This is a genomic window from Halorussus ruber (assembly GCF_004765785.1).
GTDB classification, from domain to species: Archaea; Halobacteriota; Halobacteria; order Halobacteriales; family Haladaptataceae; genus Halorussus; species Halorussus ruber.
This window is the reverse complement of the sequence record NZ_SBIT01000001.1, coordinates 376,571-399,465: the sequence shown is the minus strand read 5'-3', so window position 1 is coordinate 399,465 and position 22,895 is coordinate 376,571. Positions and strand designations below refer to the sequence as shown.

General features: G+C 64.6%; 21 protein-coding genes and 1 tRNA gene. 15 read left to right on the top strand and 7 right to left on the bottom strand.

From position 1 onward, the window contains the following. Nucleotides 1–44: 44 nt before the first annotated feature. The gene (locus EPL01_RS06555; protein WP_135824445.1) at nt 45–353 is read right to left on the bottom strand and encodes a DUF7344 domain-containing protein; all 309 of its coding nucleotides are present in this window, start codon (nt 351–353) and stop codon (nt 45–47) included. A 195-nt stretch (nt 354–548) separates the two neighbouring features. Beyond that, nucleotides 549–1,508, bottom strand: a complete 960-nt coding sequence (locus EPL01_RS06550) for a D-2-hydroxyacid dehydrogenase (RefSeq protein WP_135824444.1) — start codon at nt 1,506–1,508, stop codon at nt 549–551. Nucleotides 1,509–2,048: 540 nt separating this feature from the next. Between EPL01_RS06550 and EPL01_RS06545 the strand changes: the two genes are divergently transcribed. Further along, nucleotides 2,049–2,435, top strand: coding sequence for a secondary thiamine-phosphate synthase enzyme YjbQ (locus EPL01_RS06545; RefSeq protein WP_135824443.1), 387 nt, complete (start codon nt 2,049–2,051; stop codon nt 2,433–2,435). A 130-nt stretch (nt 2,436–2,565) separates the two neighbouring features. Here the strand turns inward: EPL01_RS06545 and EPL01_RS22390 are convergent, their stop codons facing one another. Continuing rightward, entirely contained in the window at nt 2,566–2,697 is a 132-nt protein-coding gene (locus EPL01_RS22390; RefSeq protein ID WP_281275338.1) for a hypothetical protein, read from the bottom strand. Between the two features lie 389 nt (nt 2,698–3,086). Here EPL01_RS22390 and EPL01_RS06540 point away from each other — a divergent pair, with 389 nt between their 5' ends. From EPL01_RS06540 to EPL01_RS06515, 6 genes are read left to right on the top strand one after another with little or no spacing between them, the layout of a single operon-like run. After that, nucleotides 3,087–4,898, top strand: a complete 1,812-nt coding sequence (locus EPL01_RS06540; RefSeq protein WP_210424083.1) for a vWA domain-containing protein — start codon at nt 3,087–3,089, stop codon at nt 4,896–4,898. Beyond that, a complete protein-coding gene (locus EPL01_RS06535) occupies nt 4,898–7,273 on the top strand; it encodes a vWA domain-containing protein (RefSeq protein ID WP_135824442.1) in 2,376 nt (791 codons plus the stop codon). Before EPL01_RS06540 ends, EPL01_RS06535 begins: the two co-directional genes overlap by 1 nt. Then, entirely contained in the window at nt 7,270–8,016 is a 747-nt protein-coding gene (locus tag EPL01_RS06530; RefSeq protein ID WP_135824441.1) for a hypothetical protein, read from the top strand. The genes EPL01_RS06535 and EPL01_RS06530 overlap by 4 nt, the downstream gene beginning before the upstream one ends. Next, on the top strand, nt 8,013–8,969 hold the full coding sequence (locus EPL01_RS06525; RefSeq protein WP_135824440.1) for a DUF7502 family protein: 957 nt from the start codon (nt 8,013–8,015) through the stop codon (nt 8,967–8,969). The genes EPL01_RS06530 and EPL01_RS06525 overlap by 4 nt, the downstream gene beginning before the upstream one ends. Before the next feature lie 45 nt (nt 8,970–9,014). Then, complete coding sequence (locus tag EPL01_RS06520; protein WP_135824439.1) at nt 9,015–9,968, top strand: AAA family ATPase; 954 nt, start codon at nt 9,015–9,017, stop codon at nt 9,966–9,968. Further along, nucleotides 9,965–10,822 (top strand): DUF58 domain-containing protein, encoded by an 858-nt coding sequence (locus EPL01_RS06515; RefSeq protein ID WP_135824438.1) that lies wholly within the window; start codon nt 9,965–9,967, stop codon nt 10,820–10,822. The genes EPL01_RS06520 and EPL01_RS06515 overlap by 4 nt, the downstream gene beginning before the upstream one ends. A 77-nt stretch (nt 10,823–10,899) precedes the next feature. Here the strand turns inward: EPL01_RS06515 and EPL01_RS06510 are convergent. The 3 genes from EPL01_RS06510 to EPL01_RS06500 all read right to left on the bottom strand — a co-directional run bounded on the left by EPL01_RS06510 (nt 10,900) and on the right by EPL01_RS06500 (nt 13,948). After that, nucleotides 10,900–10,974 (bottom strand) — tRNA-Glu (locus tag EPL01_RS06510). Nucleotides 10,975–11,041: 67 nt separating this feature from the next. After that, on the bottom strand, nt 11,042–11,773 hold the full coding sequence (locus tag EPL01_RS06505) for an NUMOD3 domain-containing DNA-binding protein (protein ID WP_135824437.1): 732 nt from the start codon (nt 11,771–11,773) through the stop codon (nt 11,042–11,044). Nucleotides 11,774–11,965: 192 nt separating this feature from the next. Further along, a complete protein-coding gene (locus tag EPL01_RS06500) occupies nt 11,966–13,948 on the bottom strand; it encodes a 3-hydroxyacyl-CoA dehydrogenase/enoyl-CoA hydratase family protein (protein ID WP_135824436.1) in 1,983 nt (660 codons plus the stop codon). Between the two features lie 115 nt (nt 13,949–14,063). On the opposite strand from EPL01_RS06500, the gene EPL01_RS06495 reads away from it, so the two are divergent. Then, on the top strand, nt 14,064–15,215 hold the full coding sequence (locus EPL01_RS06495; RefSeq protein WP_135824435.1) for an acyl-CoA dehydrogenase family protein: 1,152 nt from the start codon (nt 14,064–14,066) through the stop codon (nt 15,213–15,215). 152 nt (nt 15,216–15,367) lie between these two features. After that, nucleotides 15,368–16,342: a hypothetical protein gene (locus tag EPL01_RS06490; protein ID WP_135824434.1), complete on the top strand. Its 975-nt coding sequence runs from the start codon at nt 15,368–15,370 to the stop codon at nt 16,340–16,342. Between the two features lie 600 nt (nt 16,343–16,942). Here the strand turns inward: EPL01_RS06490 and EPL01_RS06485 are convergent. Next, nucleotides 16,943–17,371, bottom strand: a complete 429-nt coding sequence (locus EPL01_RS06485; protein ID WP_135824433.1) for a GtrA family protein — start codon at nt 17,369–17,371, stop codon at nt 16,943–16,945. A 174-nt stretch (nt 17,372–17,545) separates the two neighbouring features. Between EPL01_RS06485 and EPL01_RS06480 the strand changes: the two genes are divergently transcribed. From EPL01_RS06480 to psmA, 6 genes are all read left to right on the top strand, one after another. Then, nucleotides 17,546–18,610 carry a M20/M25/M40 family metallo-hydrolase gene (locus EPL01_RS06480; protein WP_135824432.1) on the top strand — a complete coding sequence of 355 codons (1,065 nt, stop codon included), beginning with the start codon at nt 17,546–17,548 and terminating at the stop codon, nt 18,608–18,610. 84 nt (nt 18,611–18,694) lie between these two features. Beyond that, the gene (locus EPL01_RS06475; protein WP_135824431.1) at nt 18,695–19,405 is read left to right on the top strand and encodes an RNase P subunit p30 family protein; all 711 of its coding nucleotides are present in this window, start codon (nt 18,695–18,697) and stop codon (nt 19,403–19,405) included. Further along, a complete protein-coding gene (locus tag EPL01_RS06470; protein ID WP_135824430.1) occupies nt 19,389–20,015 on the top strand; it encodes a class I SAM-dependent methyltransferase in 627 nt (208 codons plus the stop codon). The genes EPL01_RS06475 and EPL01_RS06470 overlap by 17 nt, the downstream gene beginning before the upstream one ends. A gap of 365 nt (nt 20,016–20,380) precedes the next feature. Then, complete coding sequence (locus tag EPL01_RS06465; RefSeq protein WP_135824429.1) at nt 20,381–21,484, top strand: MBL fold metallo-hydrolase; 1,104 nt, start codon at nt 20,381–20,383, stop codon at nt 21,482–21,484. Between the two features lie 128 nt (nt 21,485–21,612). Continuing rightward, nucleotides 21,613–22,092 (top strand): Rpp14/Pop5 family protein, encoded by a 480-nt coding sequence (locus EPL01_RS06460; RefSeq protein WP_135824428.1) that lies wholly within the window; start codon nt 21,613–21,615, stop codon nt 22,090–22,092. A 4-nt stretch (nt 22,093–22,096) separates the two neighbouring features. Then, entirely contained in the window at nt 22,097–22,840 is a 744-nt protein-coding gene (psmA, locus tag EPL01_RS06455) for an archaeal proteasome endopeptidase complex subunit alpha (protein ID WP_135824427.1), read from the top strand. Nucleotides 22,841–22,895 lie beyond the last annotated feature (55 nt).

Here is a 22,895-nt window from a genome sequence, read left to right as displayed (position 1 = left end):
CGATGGCCGGGCAGATAAAACTAGTTGCCGAGCCGAGGTCAGATTCAACTCTCTAACTCGCGGGACTTCGCAAGCATGGACTCAGCGAGGTCCGACGAGGAGCCGTCTTGGTGTCGAGCGAAACCGGTTCGGTCGTCGTACTCGACGAGTCCGGCGTCTCGGAGGAGCGGCAGGTGGACGTGGTGGAACGCCACCCGCAACTGCTCGTCGGTCTTCTCGGACAGGTGCCCGAGTCCGTCTGCCAACTCGACCACGTCGGCCACGCCGTCGTCTCGCCGGGCGAGCAGGGCCAGCACCTCGCGCCGAAGCGGGTGGGCCATCGCCCGAAAGACGAGGTCGATTTGCTCCTTCATGTTCGAACGTCGTCGCTCCATCGGGTTAGAAAACGGAGCAGATTTTCAGCCTGCGAGAAATAGGCCGATGGTTTTTAAGTTGAGGGTCGTTTTCACTAATCGACTCGCACCTGAACGTCGTTCTCCTTTTACGAATATGTTTCGACAAGCGCGGAATCGGAAAGCGAGCGAGGCCGCGTTTGGCGTGGAATCGCCTCAGACGACTCGATTCTCCAACTCCTCGCCCTCGTCCAACCGGCGGACGTTCCCCGCGACGATGTCAGCCAGTCGGGAGTAGTACTCCGGCGTGTGTCCCGAGCAGTGGGGCGTAATCAGGCAGTTCTCGAAGTTCCAGAGCGCGTGGTCCTCGGGAAGCGGTTCGGGGTCGGTCACGTCCAGCGCCGCGCCGCGGACGTAGTCCTTCCGGAGGGCGGTCACGAGCGCGTCGGTCTCGACCACCGGCCCGCGGGCGACGTTGACCAGCACGCTCTCGGGCGGCAGGGTCTCGAACTCCTCGCTCCCGACGAGGCCACGCGTCGTCTCGGTCAGCGGGCAGGCTAGTACGAGATAGTCCGTGCGCGCGAGCGCCTCGTGGAAGTCCTCCTCGCCGAAGCCGAGGACCTCGTCGGTCGGGCCGCCCTTCTCGGGGGTGTAGCGCACGCCGATGGTCTCGACGCCGAAGCCCGCCAGTCGCTCGACCACGGACTGTCCAATCGCGCCGAGGCCGACGACGGTGACGGTGCTGTCCTGTAGTTCGTGAGCGCGGAAGTGCCGCCACTCGCGGTTCTGCTGGCGACGCCACCCCTCGTGGAGGCGGCGCGCGAAGACGAGGAGATTGCCGATGACGTGTTCGGCGATGTTCGGCCCGTGGACGCCCGAGGCGTTCGTCACCGCCACGCCGCGGTCTTCGAGCGCGTCGAGGGGCAGGTGGCCGGTCCCGGCGTAGGCGCAGGCGAACAACTCCATCGCGTCGGCGTGGGCCAGCAGGTCCTCGTCCAACTCCATCCCGGCGACGATTGGCGCGTCGGCGACGAGTTCGCGCTCCTCTTTCGGCGTCCGGGCGTGGCGCACGTCGAGGTCCGGCAGGCGCTCGCGGAGTTCGTCGGCGAACTCGGAGACGGGGACGCCGTGGGTCCCTTTCCGCAGGACGAGCAGGTCGGGTGTACTGTCGGTCATTCGTACGCGGTGGTTTGGCGTGCGGGTGTAAAGTAGCACCTGAAAGGGGCTAATCAGGAGACGAGGAAGATTCGCGTATCCGAAACCGCAACTGCACCGCGACCAGCACCGGGATTGGTTCGTCGGAGCTATCTTTGGCTATCTTGGGATTGCTTCGTCGGAACCAGCTATCGGCACCGAGGTTAATTCGTCGGAGTCAGCTATCAACACTGGATTGTTCGTCGGAGCCAGCTATCAACACTGGATTGTTCGTCGGAGCTAGCTTCAGGCTTGAGCCGAGGCGTCTACCGCACAGCACCGCACAGCACGGCCCTCACACCTCCCCAACCTCCTGCGCTACTCGGCCTGTGGCCTGCGTTGCTCGTCCCTCGCGCGACGATGGCGCGGCATAAAGCCGCGCCAGCGCGCGCCGGTCAGTAGGTTCCGAACGAGTCCGAAGGCTTTGATACACAACGGATTACAAGCCTTAAACACAACAAAACATTTCCCAAAGCCCGGTCCTCCGGTGCAACTACGGGGTTCGCCGTGCGACCGTTTGGTATGTTCCGCGTCGAGACCAGCGACCGAACCGAGGTCGTGGACGTGACCGACCGCGTGGCCGACGAGATTCCGGACTCCGTCTCGTCGGGCGTCTGCACCGTCTTCGTCCGTCACACCACCGCCGGGGTGGTCGTCCAAGAGGCCGAGTCCGGACTGCTGGAGGACATCGAGGAGTTCGCCGAGGACCTTGCACCGAGCGACGGCGACTATCGCCACGACCGAATCGACGACAACGCCGACGCCCACCTCCGGGCCACCGTGCTGGGCGAGTCGGTCAGCGTCCCGGTCGAGGACGGCGAACTGGCCACCGGGACGTGGCAGTCGATACTGCTCGTGGAGTGCGACGGCCCGCGGACCAGGAAAGTGGACGTCGTCGTCACCTCCTGAAAATCGCTCGACCCGCCGTCAAGCCGTCATCGCGGCCACCGCTACCCCGCGGCGACCCTCGCGGGACGGTTCGACCGTCGAACCGGACGACTGACTCGCCTCGCGCCCGAACAGGGATAATTGTCGCGGGCTACACCAACCTGCTCCCGTGCGACAACACCATCCGGGTCGAGGCCATCTCCGGGCCGTCGGCCGGGCGCGTCCCGGTCGTCTGGACCGACAACTGGAACACCGACGGCAACTGGTCGGTTGCGATGGACACCGACGGTCTGGAACCCGGCCCTCTACACGCTGACGGTCGAGGCGGACGGCGAGACCGACGACACGGTCTTCTTCCGGGTCCCGCAACGGTCTGGCAACGTGACGCCAGGATAGCGAACGTGATGCCGGGGTAGCGAACGTGACGCCGAGATAGCGCGTCACCGACGGTCCGAGCGACCGTCGAGTCGGGTCCCCCTCGTCCGAACGCCGCCTGATGAAAAAGTATTTACACTATCCGTTCTCACAACCACCAAATCGCCCGTCGGCCCTCCAACAGCTCCGAACGCGGGCGACTCACCAACGATGGTCAGAAGCCGTAGCCCCGTCCATTTCGCCCGGCGACAGCTCCTCGCTCGCTCCGCTCTGCGCTCCGGAGGTGGCCCCTGAGCCGTGACGCTGGCAGACGCCCTCTCGTCGGTGTTCCTCCGGCCGCTGGGCCTCGCCGCGGTCGCCGCGGCGCTCCCGATAATCGCGCTCTACCTGCTCAAACCCGACCCCGAGGAGGTCGCCTTCCCCGCGGTCGAGTTCCTGCTCGGGGACCGCGAGGAGCGTCGCCGCCACCCCGCGCTCCGACGACTCCAGCGCAACGCCCTGCTCGCGCTCCAGTTGCTCGCCGTCCTCCTCGTCGCGGTGTCGCTGGCCGCGCCCTACGTCCCCGTCTCCGAGCGCGAGACGGTCTCCGAGACCGTGGTCGTGGTGGACGCGACCGCGAGCATGGCGACCGAAGCGGGCGAAAAAACGCGCTTCGACCGAGCCGTACAGGCCGCGGAGGACGCCGTGACCTCAGAGACCTCGGTCGTCGTCGCGGGCGCGGAGACGACGGTCCCCACCCGGCGCGCTCCGCCGACCGAGGCGAAGGCCGCGCTCTCGGACCTGCGAGTCACCGCCGGGACGAGCGACCTCCGCGAGGCCGTCAGTCGCGCCGCGGCCGTCGCGGGCGACGACGCCCGAATCGTGGTCCTGAGCGACTTCGCCTCCGGCGACTGGCGGACCGCGGTCGCGTCGGCCCGCGCCAGAGGCTACACGGTCGCACTCCGGCAGTTCTCCGGCGGCGGGTCCGAAAACGTCGGCGTCGTGGGGTCGTCCTTCTCCAACGGCACCGTCTCGGTCCGGGTCAAGAACTTCGGCGAGCGCCGAGCGACCCGGAAGGTCACGCTCGGCGGCGAGAGCGAGTCCCTAACTCTCGACCCCGGCGAGGTCGCCACCGCGAGACTCTCCGTCCCGGCGGGCGGCGGGACCCTCGAACTCGCGCCCGGCGACTCTTTCCCGACCGACGACCGACTCGCCATCGCGGCACCCGAGGAGCCGACCATCGACGTGTTGGTCGTCACCAACGACGAGAACCGCCCGCTGACCACCGCGCTGTCGGTCATCCGGGGGACGCGGGTCACGGTCAAACATCCGCCAGCGTCGATTTCGGAGTCCTACGACCTCGTGGTGTTCAGCGAAGTCGCCCCCGACAGACTCCTCGACGGGACGCTCAGCGTGGCCCGCGAGACCTTGTCGGCGGGCGGCGGCGTCGTGATTCAGGCCCAGTCGAACCTCTCGGCGGTGGGCTACGGCGACCTCCTCCCCGTCGCGCCCAACGGCACCGCAACCGACCCGACAGTCCGCCAGCCGTCGCCGACGCCCCTGACCGAGGACGTGACCTTCCCGGCACCCGAGGGCTACGTTCGCGCCGACCTCCGGGCCGGGACGGCCCACCTCCGGACCGCGAACGGCACGCCCCTGCTCGCCGCCGCGCCGCTTTCGGGAGGCCGGGTGTTCTACTACGGCTACCCCGCCGACAACTCGTCGTTCGAACACAACTACCGCTATCCGGTGTTCTGGAAGCGCGTCGTCTACGAACTCACCGGGCGGCGCTCGCTGTCGTCGATGAACCGCCGAACCGGGACCACCCTCCCGCTCGGCGGCAACGCGACCGTCGAGACGCCCGCCGGGAAACGGAAAACCGGCCTCCTCACCTTCCGACGGGTCGGCTCCTACGAGGTCGGCGGGCGGCGCTACGCCGCGTCGCTTGCCAGCGCTGCGGAGTCGAACGTCGCGGCTCCCTCGATTGAGTCCGAAGCTGAGGGCGGCGCGGCCGGAGGAGACACCGAGACGACCACCGTTCCCCAGCAGTTGACGCCAGCAGTCGCGGGCCTCGCGGTCCTGGTCGTCCTGCTGGAGATGGCCTACCTGCGCTATCGAGGTGACCTCTGATGAATCTCCCAGTCGGTACCGCCATCGAGTTCGCCCGGCCGGTCGTCTTCGGCGCGGTGCCGGTCGCCGCGCTCGTCCTCTGGGTCCTCGTCGTCCGGCGAGGAGGGGAAAAATCCGACCACGAATCGGCCGACAGCGAACCGAGTCGCCGCGCTCGCCTCGCGCTCTTCGGGACTCGACTCGTCGTCGTGACCTGCCTCGTGACCGCGGCCGCCGGGCCGACCACCGTCACCACCGCGACCACGGCGGGCGACCCGCAGGTCACGATGCTGGTGGACGAGTCGGCCAGCATGGGCGTCCACTCGCCGGTCGCCGACGACCTCGAATCCGGAATCGAACGGCAGGGCATCGCGGTGAACCGCGTCACGGTCGGCACCGAAAACCGGTCCCGAGTCGGCGAGGGCGTCGTCGCCAACCTCCGGCCGAACGCGAGTCTGCTCGTGGTCTCGGACGGACAGACCACGGGCGGCGCGTCGCTATCGCGGGCTGGCGACCTCGCCCAGTCGGTCAACGCGACGATCAATCGGGTCCGGCTCACCGCAAATCGGTCCGACGCCCGCGTCACGCTCTCCGGGCCGCGGAAGGCCAGCGTCGGCGTCGAGAGTCGGTTCGGAGTCCGCGTGGCTGGCATCGAGAAGACTCCGAGCGGTGCCCGGGTCACGGTCACTATCGACGGTTCCGAGGTCGTCTCCCGAAAAGTTCCGAAAGACGGGTCGTTGTCGTTCGCGCACAACTTCAGCGAGACCGGCCCGCACCGAGTCACGGCCCGCATCTCGGGGACCGAGGACGCCTTCGCGGTCAACGACGCCTCCCGCAAGACGGTGCAAGTCGTCGAGCAACCCCGGGTCCTCTACGTGAGTCGCGGCGACTACGCCCTCGAATCGTACCTCCGGAAACTCTACGACGTGACTCGCGCGAAATCGGTCCCGACGAACCTGAGCGACTACTACGCGGTCGTGATTCAGGACGTCGCCGCACCCGACCTCGGGAACGTCGGCGCGCTCCAGAGCCACGTCATCGACGGCGGCGGCCTCGTGGTGGTCGGCGGCGAACGCGCCTACGAGAAGGGCCGATACGGCAACTCCCGCATCTCGTCGCTCCTCCCGGTCCGGGTCGGCGGCTCGACCGGCCAGAAGTCTCGGGTCGTGCTGGCGGTGGACGTCTCGGGGAGCGCGAAGGCCGGGATGGCGGTCCAGAAGGCGCTCGCGCTCGACGTTTTGGGCCAACTCGGCGACCGCAACGAAGTCGGCGTCGTCGCGTTCGACGGCGACGCCTACCGAGTCGCGGACCGCACGTCGCTGGACTCCGGTCGCGGACGGCTCGAGCACAAGATTCGACGCCTCCGGAGCGGCGGCAGCACGGACATCGGCGCGGGACTGCTCGGGGCGTCGAAACTTCTGGGCGACGAGGGCGGGACGGTCATCCTCCTGAGCGACGGTCGTGACTCCCCGAAACCCGCGTTCGCGGCGGCCCGAAAGCTCTCCGACCGGAACGTCCGGGTCGTCAGCGTCGGCGTCGGGAGCGTCAACGAGGGCCTGCTCCGCGGCGTCGCCGACCGGACCGACGGCTCCTTCCTGCTGGCCGACGAGACCAACCGACTCCGGGTCGAGTTCGGCGGCGCGAACCGGCAGTACGACGGCGACCACGCTGTCGTCGTGGACGACGGTCACTTCGTCACGCGCGGGGTCTCGCCGACGGCCTCGCTGTCGGGCGTCAACGAGGTCAGCGTCAAGGAGAGCGCGGACCTGCTGGTGGCGACCGGCTACGGCGCGCCCGCCATCTCGACGTGGCGGTTCGGCCTCGGCAGAGTTGCGAGCGTCACCGCCTACGGGGCCGAGGGCGGCCTCGGGGACCTGCTGACCAAGCCCGACTCGCTACTCGTCTCGCGGTCGGTGAACTGGGCCATCGGCGACCCGCAGCGCAAGGCGACCGGCGTGGTCTCCTCGCCCGACACCCGCGTCGGCGAACCCACGACCCTCGTCTACGCTGGCAGCGAGCCGCCGGAGAGCGTCGGGAGCGCCAGTCTGTCGTTCTCGGAAGTCGCGCCGGGGCGCTACGAGGCCGAGGAGACCCCGACCGAAGTCGGCTATCGGGAGGTTTCGGGGAGCGCCTACGCCGTCAACTACCCGGCGGAGTACGCCGCGCTCGGCGTCTCGCCGGAACTGAAGCGGGCCGTCGAGCAGACCGGCGGCCGGGCGTTCTCGGCGAATCGGCCAGCGACCGTCGCGTCGGCGGTCGAGCGACAGGTAACCCGCGAGCGCCGGGTCGAGCGGTCGTGGGACTGGGCCGCCCTGCTGGCGGGCCTGCTGGTCCTCGTCGGCGAGGTCTGCGCCCGGCGACTCGGACGCTATCGCGGTCAGGGAGTGATTCCATGAGCTACATCGGTGACACCATCAACGTCGCGCTGGCGCTGTTCGTCACGCTGTCGGCCGTCGGACTGGTCGGGACGACCGTCTACTATCAGGAGTCGGTCGACGAACTCCGGACCGAGAACCGCAAACTGGCCGAGGAGAACGAGAAACTATCGGCGCAGGTGGAGGCCAAGCGACAGCGCGTCGCGGAACTGAATCGGACGCTCCGGAACATCAACCAGTCGCTCCAGACTCGGCTCTCGGACATCGAGGAGGTGTCCGAGCAGTTGCGAGCGACCGAGGAGCAACTCAACGAAACCGAGTCGGAACTCGACTCGACCGAGCGAGACCTCTCGCAGGCCCGGAGTCGCCTCTCGAAACTCGAAGACGAGCGCGACAGGCTGAAACGCCAGTTCGAGGAGACCCAAGAGCGCACCGACGAACTCAACGAGACCATCGAGCGCCTCGAAACGCGGGGCGAGGCACGCAACGCGACGCTTGAGCGCGTCAACGAGACGCTCGACCGCCACGAGCGGATGCTCATCCGGAAGAACCGGACGATAGCGAACCTCCGCGAGGAGATAGAGCGCCTCCGCGAGGAACTCAACGAGTCGTCGTCGAACGACTACGCGCGGCCCGACCGACTCCGGCGGAGCCGGTCGGACGCGGGGTCGGAGGCAGGACTGCTCACACGACTCGGAGAGCGTCACCTCGGCAGTCCCGCCCGCGTTCCCAGCGGCGTCCTTTCCGCGGAGGTGAGACGATGACCGAGGACTCGGAGTCAGAGACAAACAAGAAGTTGTCTAAAGAGAATCAAGACAATTCCGAAAGCAACGAAATCAATGCCGCGCTCGCCGAGATTCGCCGGGAATGCCGAAAGGCGGCGCTGGTCTACGCCAGCCTCGACGCGGTCTGCGTCCTGCTGGCGGTCGATTTCGCGGCCACCGCGGTCGGCGTGCCAGCCTTGGACGCCGAAGTCGCCGCAAAGACGTTCTCCTCGGCCGGACTGCCCGCGCCCGACCTCGGCACGCTGGTCGCGCTCGTCGCGGGCGCGGTCGCGTTCGCCGCGGAGTTTCGCATCCGGACGCGCCGACCCGCCGCCGAGCAGTTCGAGGCGGCCAATCCCGAAATTCGGGAGGCGCTCCGGACCGCCCGCGACGTGGCCGAATCCGGCCGAGGCGACCGAGGAGACGGCTCCGAACACCCCGACCGACCGAACCCCGTGGAGCGGGCGCTCTACGCCGACGTGCTGGAGAAACTCCGCGAGACCTCCAGCGTCGGCCTGCTGAACGCGACCCGACTCGCCGCGACCGTCGCTCTCGCGCTCGCGCTGAGTCTGGCGACGGTCCAGACCGCGGTCGTCGGCGTGGATTTGGGCGTCGGCGTCTCCGAAAGCGGGCCGGGCGCTGGCGGGCCTGCCGGGAATCCGTCCGAGCGCGCGCTCCCGAACCAGACCGCCGAACTGAAATCCGGCGACGAGGTGCTGGGCGAACCGACCGACGTGACCGCGGGGTCGAAGAACCTCTCGGCCGCGGTCAGCGCGAGCCCCGGCGGCGAGGGCGAGCGCGACTGGAACTACGAGCGCGACGGCGGCGAGTCCGGCGGTGACGAGGCCGTCGAGGCCCAGCGCGCCGGGTTCTCCTCGCCCGACCGGGTGGAGGACGCCGCGCTCGTGCAACGCTACGCGCACCGATTGGAGGCGAACTCGACCGATGATTGAAATCGACAACCGACCCGTGACCGACCGAAAACCGACAACCGACCCATGACCGACCGAAAACCGACCATCGACGACGTGACGAACCGCATTCAGGCCATCCGCTCGGAGGTCCGCAAGCGAATCGTCGGACAGGAGCAGGTGGTTGACCAAGTGCTTGCCTGCCTGCTCTGCGACGGCAACGCCCTGCTGGAGAGTACGCCCGGACTGGGCAAGACGCTCCTCGTCCGGACGCTGGCGGAGGTGACGGACCTGTCGTTCTCGCGCATCCAGAACACGCCGGACCTGATGCCCTCGGACGTTATCGGGACCGAGATGGTCCGCGAGACCGAGACCGGCCGGTCGTTCACCTTCGAGAAGGGACCGGTGTTCGCCAACCTCGTGCTATCGGACGAAATCAACCGAGCGACCCCGAAGACCCAGTCGGCCCTGCTTGAGGCGATGGAGGAGGGCCAAGTCACGGCGGGCAACGAGACCTACGACCTGCCGGAACCGTTCTTCGTGCTGGCGACCCAGAATCCCATCGACCAAGAGGGGACCTACCCCCTGCCCGAGGCCCAGTCCGACCGCTTCCTGATGAAGATTCTGGTGGACTACCCCGACGCCGAGGCCGAACGCGAAATCGTCGACCGGTACACCCGCGACGTGGACTCCTCGGTCTCGGTCGAACAGCGCGTCTCGACCGGGCAACTCCGCCAGATGCAACAGCTCACCCATCAGGTCCCCATCGCCGACGACCTGCGGGACACGGCGGTGGACCTCGTGCGCGAGACTCGGACCGCCGACGACTTGGAGTACGGCGCGAGTCCCCGCGCCAGCATGTCCTTGGTCCGAGCCGCGAAGGCTCGCGCGCTGGTCGAGGGCCGGACCCACGTCAGTAGCGAGGACGTGACCGCGATGGCCGTGCCGGTCCTGCGCCACCGCGTCGTGGTGGACTTCCGGGCCGAGCGCGAGGGTTTGGCCCCCGACGACGTAATCGAGGCGCTGGTCGCAGACCGATGATTACCACCGACTTTCTGGACGAACTCGACCGGTTCGAGTCCGCCCGCGACCGAGACGCCCGGTCGAACCAGCAGGGCGAGCGCACCACCGAGGCGGTCGGCGAGGGCCTGACCTTCGCCGACTACCGACGGTACGCGCCCGGCGACGAACCGCGGTTCATCGACTGGAACCTCTACGCCCGGACCGACGAGTTGTACGTCAAGCAGTTCGAGGCCGAGCGCAACTTCACGGTCCACGTGCTGGTCGACGCCAGCGCGTCGATGGACTTCGGCGACGGCGACGCCCACAAGTTCGAGACCGCCGCCAAACTCGGGTTAGGGTTCGCCTACCTCACCGCCCGCGAACACAACGACTTCCGATTCGCGGTGTTCGACTCCGCCGCCGAGCGACTCGACCGCGGCCGCTCGAACCGCGGCGAGGTGCTGGGGCTGGTCGAGCGATGCAACGAGATTTCCCCCGACGGCGAAGCCGACTTCGAGAACGCGCTTGCCGACTACGCCGCCACCATCGACTCGAAGGCGCTGGTCGTGGTGTGCAGTGACTTTCTGGGCGACGTGGACGCCATCGACGCCGGACTAGAGGCGCTGGCCTCGAATCAGGTCCTCCTCGGGCACGTCGTCGCTCCCGAGGAGCGAACCCTCCCCACCGGCCGAGACACCGTCTTCGAGGCGCTGGAGAGCGACCAGTCGCTCCGGGCCTACGTCAGTAATCGGTTAGAGCGCTCGTACCGCGAGGAGTTCGACGCCCACGCCGACGCGGTGGCCGACGTGGCGCGAGACCTCCGGGCGCGCTACGAGCGGGTCGATACCGGACGACCGTTCTTCGAATCGTTCGGCCAACTGTGGTTCGAGTAGGTCGGACCTCGGCGCGGTTTGCGGAACGCGAGAATTGAAGAATCGTCGCTAATCGAGGGTAATTTCTTGGAAAAGTATGCTCCGTCTGGGATTTGAACCCAGGTCCGGGGCTCGAAAGGCCCTGATGATTGGCCGGACTACACTAACGGAGCGACTACTTCGGTCCGGGTCCACTTCCGGACGCATTTCGACGAATGGCCCGCATGCTTATAAACCCAACTAAATCGCTCTCTCGCCGTGGGGCGATTTGTCACGTGATGGGTTCTCGCGCTTGCCCTTGAAGAGTAGTTCTATCGGAGCGTCGAACTCGATTTGTCCGTGATCTGCGTGACCGTGACAGCGGTTGCAGAGCAGGACGAGGTTCGATTCCTCGTGTGCGTCCTCGATTTCGAGATGGTCGGCCTTCCGGAACACCCGAACAGGGACGATGTGGTGTACTTCTAGACGGCGTTCTGACCCGTCGTGACCGCAATGCTGGCACACTACGTCGCGTTCACGGATTTTCTCGCGCACGACCGACCAGCCAGAGCCGTACCGATTGCTGTATCCGCCTCGCCAGTTCGGGTTTTGCTCTCCTGCTGTAGATTCGCTCATCTTTCGGCGGGTTTCCTCGGGTCGAGTGAAGCCTTCAAGGGAATTAGAAATCTTCTCGCGCACGTCCTTCGGAAGTTCCTGTCCTCGTTGTGCTTCCGACATCTTCCGTCGAGTCTCGTCCGAGAGGGTCCGACCTTCCAACGATTCGGAGATTTTCTGTTTTTCCTCTTCGGTTCGCTCTCGGCCGTACATCGGGTGATTCTCGCCGCGCATCTCGCGGGTGGGAATGTCGAACCGCTTCATGTACTTCCGGACTGTCGTCGGCGAGATACCGCATTTCTCGGCGATTTCCTTCTGCGTCAGTCCCTCCTCCCAGTACTTTTCTTCGAGCCAACGACTGTTCCGGTATCGCTTCATCTGTAGTCTTTCTAGACTATCGAGACTACAAAAATTTCTCGGAACTGGGGGAGAAACGTATTCGGAGATAACCGACAGTGGTCACTCAGCACGACCGCTGTGAAATCAGAATCGCCACCTTAGGAAATGAAAATGTCTACGCCGAATGAGTTAGTTCCCGTCAGCCGCAAACCCTGACGGCGTTCGCTTCGGTCACTTCCCTTCGAAGTCTGGCTCACCGTCGCCCATGAACGCCGTGATGCCCTCCATCAGGTCGTCGGTACTCATGAGGTGGCCGAACGCCTGCGATTCGACTTCCAGACCGGCGTCGGTGTCGTCTCGACCGGCGAGCATCGCGCGCTTGGTGTACTTCTGGGCGATGGGCGGTCCGGCGGCGAGGTCGGCCGCGAGTTCGAAGGCCCGCTCCTCGAACTCCGAGACCTCGACGACTTCGTTGACGAAGCCGAAGTCCGCCATCGGCTCGGGGTCGAAGCGGTCGGCGGTGAAGATGATTTCTTTCGCGCGGCCCTCGCCGACGATGTGTTTGAGGCGCTGGGTGCCGCCCCAGCCGGGGAGGAGGCCGAGGTCGTGTTCGGGCTGGCCGAACTGCGAGCGTTCGCTGGCGACGCGCATGTCGGCGCAGGTCGCCAGTTCCATGCCGCCGCCCAGACAGTAGCCGTCGATGCCCGCGACGACCGGCATCGGGCACTCCTCGAGCTTGCCGAAGGTCTCCTGGCCCTTCTTCGAGAGTTCGACCGCCTGAAGGGGGTCGCCGCCGCCCGCGGCCATGCTCTGAACGTCTGCACCGGCGGAGAAGGCCTTGTCGCCCTCGCCGACGAGGAGGATGGCGCGCACGTCGTCGTCCGCCTCCAGCGCGTCCACGGCGTCGGAGAGGTCGTCAAGGAGTTCGTCGCTGATGGTGTTCATCCGGTGCGGGCGGTCGAGGACGACTTTGCCGACCATCTCGCCGGGCTTCTCGACGCGGATGGTGTCGTAGTCGTATGCACCCGATTCGCTGTCGCCGCCGTCCTCGCCGCCGCGGAAGCCGCCCTGTTCGGCGGCCTCGCGGAGGTAGTCGGCGGCCTCGTAACGCTGTGCGCCGGTTTCCTCTTGAAGGTCGTCGAGCGTCTCGACCAGCGTGTCGAGACCCGCGTCGTCGGTCATCTTCGCCGGGCCTTCGGGGAAGCCAGCGCCGAGCATGACGGCCTCGTCGATGGCGTCGGGGTCGGCCACGTCGTTGCCGACGAGTTTGGCGACTTCGTTGGCCATCACGGCCTGCAGGCGGTGGACGGCGTCCTCGCTTCCGGCGTCGGTGGGGATGTCCGCGCCGCCGTCGTCGTAGTCGTAGAAGCCTTCGCCGGTCTTCTTGCCGAGTTTCTCCTCCTCGACCTTCCCTTCGAGGAGCGGGCAGGGTTCGTAGGCGTCGCCCAGCACGTCGTGCATGTATTCGAGGACGTGGTAGCCGACGTCGATTCCCACTTGGTCGGCGAGTTCGAAGCTCCCCATCGGGAGGCCGATGTCGAACTTGGTCGCGCTGTCGACTTCCTCGATGGTGTACTCCCCAGTTTCGACCATCCACGCCGCCTCGTTCATGAGGGGGACGAGGACGCGGTTCACGATGAAGCCGGGACTGTCCTTGCGGACGCGGACCGGCGTCTTGCCCATCTCCTCGGCGAGGTCCTCGGTCAGGTCCAGCACCTCGTCGTCGGTGTGTTCGCCCGAGATGACCTCGACCAACTGCATCCGGACCGGCGGGTTGAAAAAGTGCATCCCGCAGAAGCGCTCGGGTCGCTCGGTGACCTCCGAGAGTTCCGTGATCGAGAGGCTGGACGTGTTGGTGGCGAAGACGGCCTCGTCGGGCGCGTACTCTTCGAGTTCGCCGTAGACGTCCTTCTTGATGTCCATCTTCTCGGGCACCGCCTCGATGACGAAGTCGGCGTCCGAGGCGGCCTCCTCGAAGTCGACGAGGGGCGTCACGCGGTCGAGGGCCGCGTCGGCCTCGTCCTGCGAGATCTGGTCTTTCTCGGCGAGTTTGTCGAGGCTCCACTCGATCTGTTCGTAGCCGTTCTGGACGAACTCGTCTTTGATGTCGCGCAGGTTGACCTCGTACCCTGCGAGGGCGGCGACTTCGGCGATGCCGTGGCCCATGTTGCCCGCTCCGAGAACCGCGATGGTGTTGATATCTTCGACGTCCATGTTCGTGCCCTCGGTTGCCGGGCGTTTCAACGTTTCCCTATCGCAGGTTAGAAACTTCGTTCGAGTTCACTTACGGTTACAAAAGGATTTAGGGCAGGGTATGTAATCCTGACCCATGGACTTCGGACTCTCCGACGAACAGAAGCAGATTCGAGAGGAAGTGCGCCGGTTCGCCGAGAACGAAATCGAACCGATAGCCAGCGAGTACGACGTCAACGAGGAGTATCCGTGGGAAATCATGGACGAGGCCGCGAAGATGGGTCTCCTCGGTGCCCACATCCCCATCGAGTACGGCGGCGCGGGCTACAGCAACCTCGAGTCGGCCATCATCACCGAGGAGCTGTTCGCCGTGGACCCCGGTATCGGCCTCTGCATCACGTCGGCGGCGTTCGGCGCGGACGCCATCATGGAGTTCGGCACCGACGAGCAGAAAGAGCGTTTCCTGACCCCGGTCGCCGAGGGCGAGGCCATCATGGGCGCGGCCATCTCCGAACCCGACACCGGTTCCGACGTCTCCAGCGTCTCGACGCAGGCCGAGAAGGACGGCGATGAATGGGTGATTAATGGCAACAAGATGTGGATTACGAACGGCTCGGTCGGCGACTACTACGTCGTCCTCTGTCAGACCGACCCCGACGCCGACGGTCGGTACAACGGCTTCTCCCAAATCGTCGTCGAGTCCGACCGCGACGGCTTCGAGGCCGACAAGATTACGGGCAAACTGGGCATTCGGGCCTCCGACACGGCCGAACTCGTCCTGAACGACGTGCGAGTTCCCGAGGAGAACCTCATCGGCACGCGCGGCATGGGCTTCCTCCAGCAGATGCAGTTCTTCGACGAGACCCGGACCGCGGTCGCCGCCCAAGGCGTCGGCATCGCCAAGGGTGCCTGCGAGGCCGCCCTCGACTACGCCGAGGAGCGCGAACAGTTCGACCGCCCCATCTCGGAGTTCCAGGCTATCCAGCACAAACTCGCCGAGATGCACACCCAGACCGAGGCCGCGCGCAACCTGACCTACAAGGCCGCGTGGAACGTCGACCAGGGCGAGGACATCACGAAGCTCGCCAGCATGGCCAAGGAGTTCTCCTCGCAGGTCGCTGTGGACGTGGCCGACGAGGCCGTCCAGATTCACGGCGGCGCTGGCTACGTCAACGACTTCCCGGTCGAGCGGTTCTACCGCGACGCCAAGATTACCCAGATTTACGAGGGCACCACCGAGATTCAGAAGAACATCATCGCCCGCGAGCTTCTTGGTAAAGGTTTCTAGTCGAACAGCGGTTTACTGTTTCTTTTCCCGTCTTATAACTGAAGTCAATTGCCGTTTCGGTGAATCAATGTCTTCCGTGAGTTTATGTATTATATTAATTTAATAAATATTTAGAAAACTAATTAAACATCCAACAATTAGCCAGAAATTGCATGCTAGAGAAATACAAATTTAGTAGAAGAGATGCACTAAAAAAGGCTGGCGCTCTAAGCCTCGGTGGCTCGTTCGCCGGACTTGGACTGTCGAACACTGCCGTCATCCCTGCGGCGGCAGAAGACACCCCACAAGAAAAATGGTCGAAGAACGACAGCGACGAAATCTACAATACGTGGAACGTGGGACTCTACCACTCATCTGCGGTCGGATGGTATGGCGCTGATTGGATTGGCGGAGGAGATGGTTGGGGACACGATTTCAGAGTCTCCTCCACAACTTCAACACGTGATACAGAAAACGACAACATCGTACCAGCAGTCGAAGAACAGTCTTGGTGGTTAACCAACGGAACCACCCAAAACATGTACATCTCGGTTCATGATAAGAAGATCGGTGTTCACCCGAAAGTCAGTGATTCGGACGATTTCGATCACACTGAGTTCGCGCTAGCAATCGCAAGAGAAGCGATTACGAGACTCAGTTCGCTGGCGACGTTCGCGTTCAGTGCTGCGGATATCGCAGCTAAATATGTCGTTGACCCCGGTGCGGACGGCTCTCACGCCCACGACGATATCTGGGCATATAATGATCTGAAAGCGGATACCTCGTTCTTCCGCTGGATCAAAGCGTGTACCGACTCCAATGATTCTGTCTTCGACATCGGGACCGAGTGCGTGGGTAATTACGACCTTGCGTGTGACACGAATTACACGTTCACAATCAATGGAGACTACGTTCCGTCAGAAGGAACAGTAAGTAATCTTTCGAGCCAACGGAAAACAACGACTTCGATGGGAACGACTCTCTTCCGTCCGAAATCGGGATGGCTCGTCGAGCAAATTCCGTACGCGAAAATCGCAAAGCGGACGAAACAATTAGGTCTCTCAGAAGAAACCCGAGAACGACATCTGAATAGCGTCGGAAAACCGATGTACTTCGCCCACGAGGCTCCGCTGACGTTAGTCCAATAGGACGATTCACTCTTATTCTGAACACTCTGGCGTATCACGGAGGAACTCGATAGTTCCCTCCTTTATCTGAATCATCACATCGTAACACCCGCTTGACCCGTTCGCGGTAAGGTCGAACGTTTTCCCAGTCGGTTTACCACTAAGGTGAGATGAGATGGCCCACTTCGCGGGCATGGATTTGAACGCTGGTGGTGTAATTTCAGGGCCATATGTGATATCTTTCGACTGATCCTTCCCGCGAATCTCAAATTCCTCCCAATAGATTATTTCACCGTCGCGCTTGATGACAACATCGACTGTTCGAGTGGTTGCATCGTGATTTTTTACAGATACTCGCCGTAATGAAGGTAGCTCCTCGTTTTTGGACTCTTTTGTCCGATTTTGCGAACTACATCCTGCGAGAAGCGCAGTAATTCCGCAACTAAAGTATTGTAAGAAACCCCGACGGCCAAAGTGTAATTTTCTCATAATGAATGAGGGTGGTTAGATTAGTATTAATCTTTTCGTTGCTTATCAAGGTCCCGTAAGCAAGCTTAGTAAATACGTCGAATCGAATGCCAAGTAGATGGAACCGATTCAAATACTTACATCGAGAATTATTCACGCAATCTGCCACGTCCAGCGCGAGTCCAGATAGTACCGATAGAGGCCGCTGATGAAGATGGCGAACCCGTTCGCCAGCAGGTAGACCAGTCCGGCCCAGTTGACGAACGCCCAGAGGAGCGCGAGTTGAATCGGAATCGCGCTCCCGCGGACGATGTTGGTCCGGACGAGGCCGACGAAGTAGTCGTATCTCGTCGTGTACTTCGCGTGCTGGAAGGTCCAGGCGTTGTTCGCTACGTACTGGAGGACGATGGTGAACTCGATGGCGACGGTGGCCGCGACCAGGTAGTTGAGGCCCGCGAACTCCACGAGGAGCCACAGGACCGCCGTCTGGACGACCGCTGCGCTCGCGCCGACGAGGCCGAACCGATAGAGGCGCACGACAGTCGGGTGGTTCGCAACGGCCCGGTATCCTGAGTCACCCACGACAGGTACGTCAGGACTTGCAGAAGGTAGTGCGTTCTGGTTTCGCGCCACTAGGCGTTGTCTGTCGGAAGAGAAACGGTCTGGAACCGGACGGCCTGTCAAAAGGGGCGACCAGTCGGAAACGGGACGACGCTTCCGTGACGTTCATTACCATGCATCTGATTCGTCGGAAGTATGGACGAACCGCACCGCGACTTTCTCGAACGTCTGCTAACTACCCCGAGTCCGTCCGGATTCGAGGCCGACGTGCAGCGCGTCTGGGTCGAGTACGTCTCCGAGTTCGCCGACGAGGTCCGAACCGACGAGTACGGCAACGCCGTGGCCGTGGTGGAAGGTGGCGACCCCGCAGTCGCGTTCACCGGGCACGCCGACGAAATCGGCATGATGGTCAACAGCGTGGACGACGACGGCTACATCCACCCCTCGCGCGTCGGCGGCACCGACCGCACCGTCACGAAGGGCCAGCACGTCGAGATTCACACCGACGACGGCGTGGTCCGGGGCGTGGTCGGCCAGACCGCCATCCACCTGCGCGACACCGAGGAGGACGAAATCGAGGACGTGGCCGAACAGCACATCGACATCGGCGCGGAGTCAGAGGCCGAGGCCCGCGAACTCGTGGACGTTGGCGACCCCATCACCTTCGACACGCCGGTCCGAGAGTTGCAGGGCACCCGGATGGCCGCCCGCGGGATGGACAACCGCGTGGGCATCTGGGTCGCCGCGGAGGCCGCCCGGCGCGCCGCCGAGTCCGACGTTGACGCGACGGTCTACGCTGTCAGCACCGTCCAAGAGGAACTGGGCAAGCAGGGCGCGAAGATGGTCGGGTTCGACCTGCCGGTGGACGCCGCCATCGCCGTGGACGTGACTCACGCGGTGGATTCGCCCGACATCAGCAACGAGGACGACGAACACGGCGAGGTCGAACTCGGCGGCGGGCCGGTCGTGGCCCGCGGCTCCTCGAACCACCCCGAGGTCGTCAGTGCTGTCCGAGAGGCCGGTGACGCCGCCGACCTGCCGGTCCAGTTGCAGGCCTCCGGGCGTTCGACCGGAACCGACGCGGACGCCTTCTACACCTCGCAGGGCGGGATTCCCTCGCTGAACGTCGGCCTGCCGAATCGCTACATGCACACCCCGGTCGAGGTCATCGACACCGAGGACTTGGACGCCGCCGCCGACCTGCTGGCGGCCTTCGCCGAGGAGTCGTCCGGCCGCGAGTCGTTCTCGGTCGAGATTTAGGGACCGAAAGGGGGATTTCGAAGCCCGGCGTCGAAGGGACAGACCCAAAACGCCGCCGGGAGAATATCCGCCAGAGAGCAGTCCATGCCTGTCTACGAAGGCGTCCACGCCCACCCCGACGGCGACAGCACCGTCGCGCGCTTCGCCGCCACCGCCGCCGAGTACGGCCTCGACGGCGTCGTGGTGCGCAACCATAGCGACGCGACCGCCGACTACGACCGAGCGCGAATCGCCGAGGAGTACGGCGTGGACATGGTGGACGCCATCGAGATTCGGGCCGACAACCCCGACGTGGCGTCGGGCCACGTCGGGAACTACCGGCCAAAGCAGACGATTCTGGCGCTCCACGGCGGGACCAACGCGCTGAACCGGTTCGCGGTCGAGTCCGACCGGGTGGACGTGCTGGCGCATCCGATGCGTGAACGGGGTGACTTCAACCACGTGCTGGCGAAGGCCGCGGTCGAACACGGGGTTCGGGTGGAGTTCGACCTCGCGCGCGTCCTCCGGAACGACGGCGGGCCGCGAGTGCAAGCATTGCAGGACCTGCGAAAGCTTCGGGAACTGGTCGAGAAGTACGACGCGCCCTACGTCGTCAGCGCGAATCCGCGCTCGCACCTCCAACTGCGAGCGCCGCGGGAACTCGCCGCGGTGGGCGAGGCGATCGGGTTCTCGACAGATCAGATTCGGCAGGGACTGGAAGAGTGGGCCGTGCTGGCCGAGCGCAACCGCGAGCGAATGTCCGACGAGTTCATTGCACCGGGGGTCAAACGCGGCAGGTATGAAGAGGAGCCTTGAGGAACACGCCTCGCGGTTCGACGACATCGCCAGGGAGTACGACGACAGCCAGAACAACACCGAGGAGTACCGCGCGTCGGTCTCGCTCGTAATCGACCACGCCAGCCCCGGCTCCGGGGACACTGTCGCGGACCTCGGTACCGGCACGGGAGCCATCGCGCTTTCGCTGGCTGACGACGCCGGGAGAGTCGTCGGTCGGGACATCAGCGAGGGGATGATGGAGCAGGCCCGCGAGAAGGCCGCCGAGCAGGGCCTCGACAACGTGGAGTTCGGGGAAGGGAGATTTCGAGAGCCGAACGTCGAGGAGGCGGACGTCGTCGTCTCGAACTTCGCCATGCACCACCTCAGCGACGACGAGAAGGTCGAAGCCATCGAGGCGATTGCCGAAATCGGACCCCGGAAGTTCGTCCTCGGCGACGTGATGTTCTTCGGCGAACCCGACCCCGACGAGCCGTTTTACAGCCCGGAAGTGGACGACCCCTCGACCGTGGGCCACCTCGCGGACGCGCTGACCGACGCCGGATTCGCGCTGACCGCGGTCGAACGCGTCCACGAGCAGGTCGGCGTGCTGGTGGCCGAGCGCGGCGGTGACGGCGGCGAAGACGAGTAGGGAGTTCTGCAAAACAATCTTCTTGTTTTCTTTAGACAGGTACACAATTCTCTAACAACGAGGTTTGTTTTCCTACCTGTCTGAGCGTTTTCATCTCGTCAGCGTGTCCGCCGCCTCGGCGGTGGCCAACTCTCGCCTTCTCTAATCAGGACTCGAACAAATTTGTCTTGAGTCCGGATTACAAGATTAAAACAGTCGGAAAACGGCCACCGACGGCGATACATCGTCCGAAGCGGGAAAGTACTCGCCGAGTCGAGAGCGGAAAATTGCGCTCTCTGCCGGAGACAGTCGCGTCAGGGACGGAGTTCTCGATGTCCAACGACCCCATTAGGTTTATCCGCTCGGGGGCGGTAGTCTTGCCCGACATGAGCAAGACAAAGCAAGAAAGCCCGACTATCAGTCCTGACGAAGTAGCCGACCGACGCGACGACGAAGACCTGTTCATCCTCGACGTGCGAAACGAGGAGGACTACGACGAGTGGGCCATCGAGGGAAGCCACAATCTCCCCATCTACGACGAGTTGGCCGACGGCGACCTCTCCGGTCTGGAGGAGTCGCTGGACGAGATTCCCGAGGACGAGGAAATCGCGGTCATCTGCATCGGGGGCGTCACCTCCGACGATGCCGCGGGGTACCTCCAAGACGAGGGCTACGACGCCAAGTCGGTCGAAGACGGCATGCGCGGGTGGGGCAAAGTCCACGTCCCCTACGAGGTCGAGTCCCTCGACGGCGTGATTCAGGTCGTCCGTCCCGGCACGGGATGCGTCTCCTACCTCGTCCACGACGACGACGAGGCCGTGGTCGTCGACCCGAGCCTCTACACCGACGAGTACCGCGACCTCGCCGCGGAGCGCGACCTCGAACTCGTCGGCGCAATCGACACCCACGCCCACGCCGACCACGTCTCCGGCGGGCGCGAACTCGACGTGCCCTACTACCTCCACGAGGACGACGGCGGGGACTTGGACGACTACGAGCCGATTGCTGACGGCGACACCGTCGCAGTCGGCGACCGAGAGCTGGAGGTCCTCCACACGCCGGGCCACACGCCGGGGAGCGTCTCGCTCCTCGTCGGCGATGGCCTGTTGTCGGGCGACACGCTATTCATCGACAGCGTGGGCCGCCCGGACCTCGAAGGCGACACCGAGACCGACATCCGCGAGGGGGCCGAGGAGCTATTCGACAGTCTGGACCTCCTCGCGGACCTGCCCGAGGACACCGTGGTCCTGCCGGGCCACTTCAACGACGAGGAGATTCGCCCGCTGGCGACCACGCTGGGTGACCTCGAAGAGAGCAACGACCTGTTCGGCGAGGACGACCGCGAGGCGTTCGTCGAGACTATCGTCGAGAGCCTCTCTGACGAGCCAGCGAACTACAACCAGATTAAGTCGATTAACTGGGGCGAGGAGCCCCTGACCGAGGACGCCGAGGACTTGGAGTTGGGGCCGAACAACTGCGCGGCGAATTAAAGTCGTTCGTCGCTTCTCTGCCGGTAGCTGAGTGCGGTCGCAGGGCGTAGTCTTACGAGGCTTCTTCTTCGTCCATTCTGATTCCCACCTTTCAAGCCCTCGCCACCCTAACAACCGCCAACTGACCGATGAAACACCTCCCCAAGCACCTCCGACCGCGGTGGCGCTACATCGCGGTCGGCCTCGAAGCGTGGCCCGACGCGGACTTCGACCGGCGGGACTTCCAGCGGAGCGTCTGGTTCGCGGCCCAGAACCTGCTGGGCGACGCCGGGAGCGCCGACGCCGACCTGAAGGTCCTCCAGTTCGAGTTCGGCGACGGGACCGGCGAGGCCATCGTCCGGGCGCGCCACGGCCACGCCCAGCAAGCCCGCGCGGCGCTGGCCTGCGTGGACGAAATCCGAAACGACCCCGTAGGCCTTCGCGTCCGCGGTATAAGCGGTACGGTCCGTGCCTGTGAAGAAAAGTATTTAGGAGCAGACGGCCAAATTCACGACGAGAGAAAAGTCGTGTTCGGGGACGACCAGCGGTCGGCAGTCGAGCGAGACGGACTCCTCGACGTGCGGACCGACAGCACGTTCGCGGGCGCGACGGAACTCGATTTCGAGTGATACTATGCAGGGACAAAGTCAACAGCAGGCCTACGACCGAGGGATTACCATCTTCTCCCCGGACGGACGGCTCTACCAGGTCGAGTACGCCCGCGAAGCGGTCAAACGCGGCACGCCGTGCGTCGGCGTGAGAACGAGCGACGGCGTCGTCCTCACCGTGGACAAGCACATCCGGTCGAAGCTCATGGAGAAACAGAGCATCGAGAAGCTCCACAAGGCCGACGACCACATCGGCATCGCCTCGGCGGGCCACGTCGCCGACGCGCGCCAGCTCATCGACTTCGCGCGAAAGCAGGCGCAGGTCAACTACCTCCGCTACGGCGAACCCATCGGGCTGGAGACGCTGACCAAGGAGATTACCGACCACATCCAGCAGTACACGCAGGTCGGCGGCGCGCGACCGTTCGGCGCGGCGCTGCTCATCGGCGGCATCGCCAACGGCGAGCCGCGACTCTACGAGACCGACCCGAGTGGCACGCCCAACGAGTGGAAGGCGCTGGCCATCGGTGCCGACCGCGGCGAGATTCAGGAGTACCTCGAGGAGAACTACACCGAGGACCTCGACCTGGACGCTGGCATCTCGCTGTCGCTCAACGCGCTCGCACAGGCCAAAGACGACAAGCTAGAGCCTGAGGGTGCCGCGATTGCGACCGTGGACGTCGAGACCGAACAGTACAAGACGCTCGACACCGACGAAATCGAGTCCTACCTCCGCGAAAACGACCTGCTCGCGTCGGACGAGGAGTAGCTCCTCGCTGTCGCCGAGCGTCGAATCGACCGCAAACTTCTTTCCGTGTCCCTCG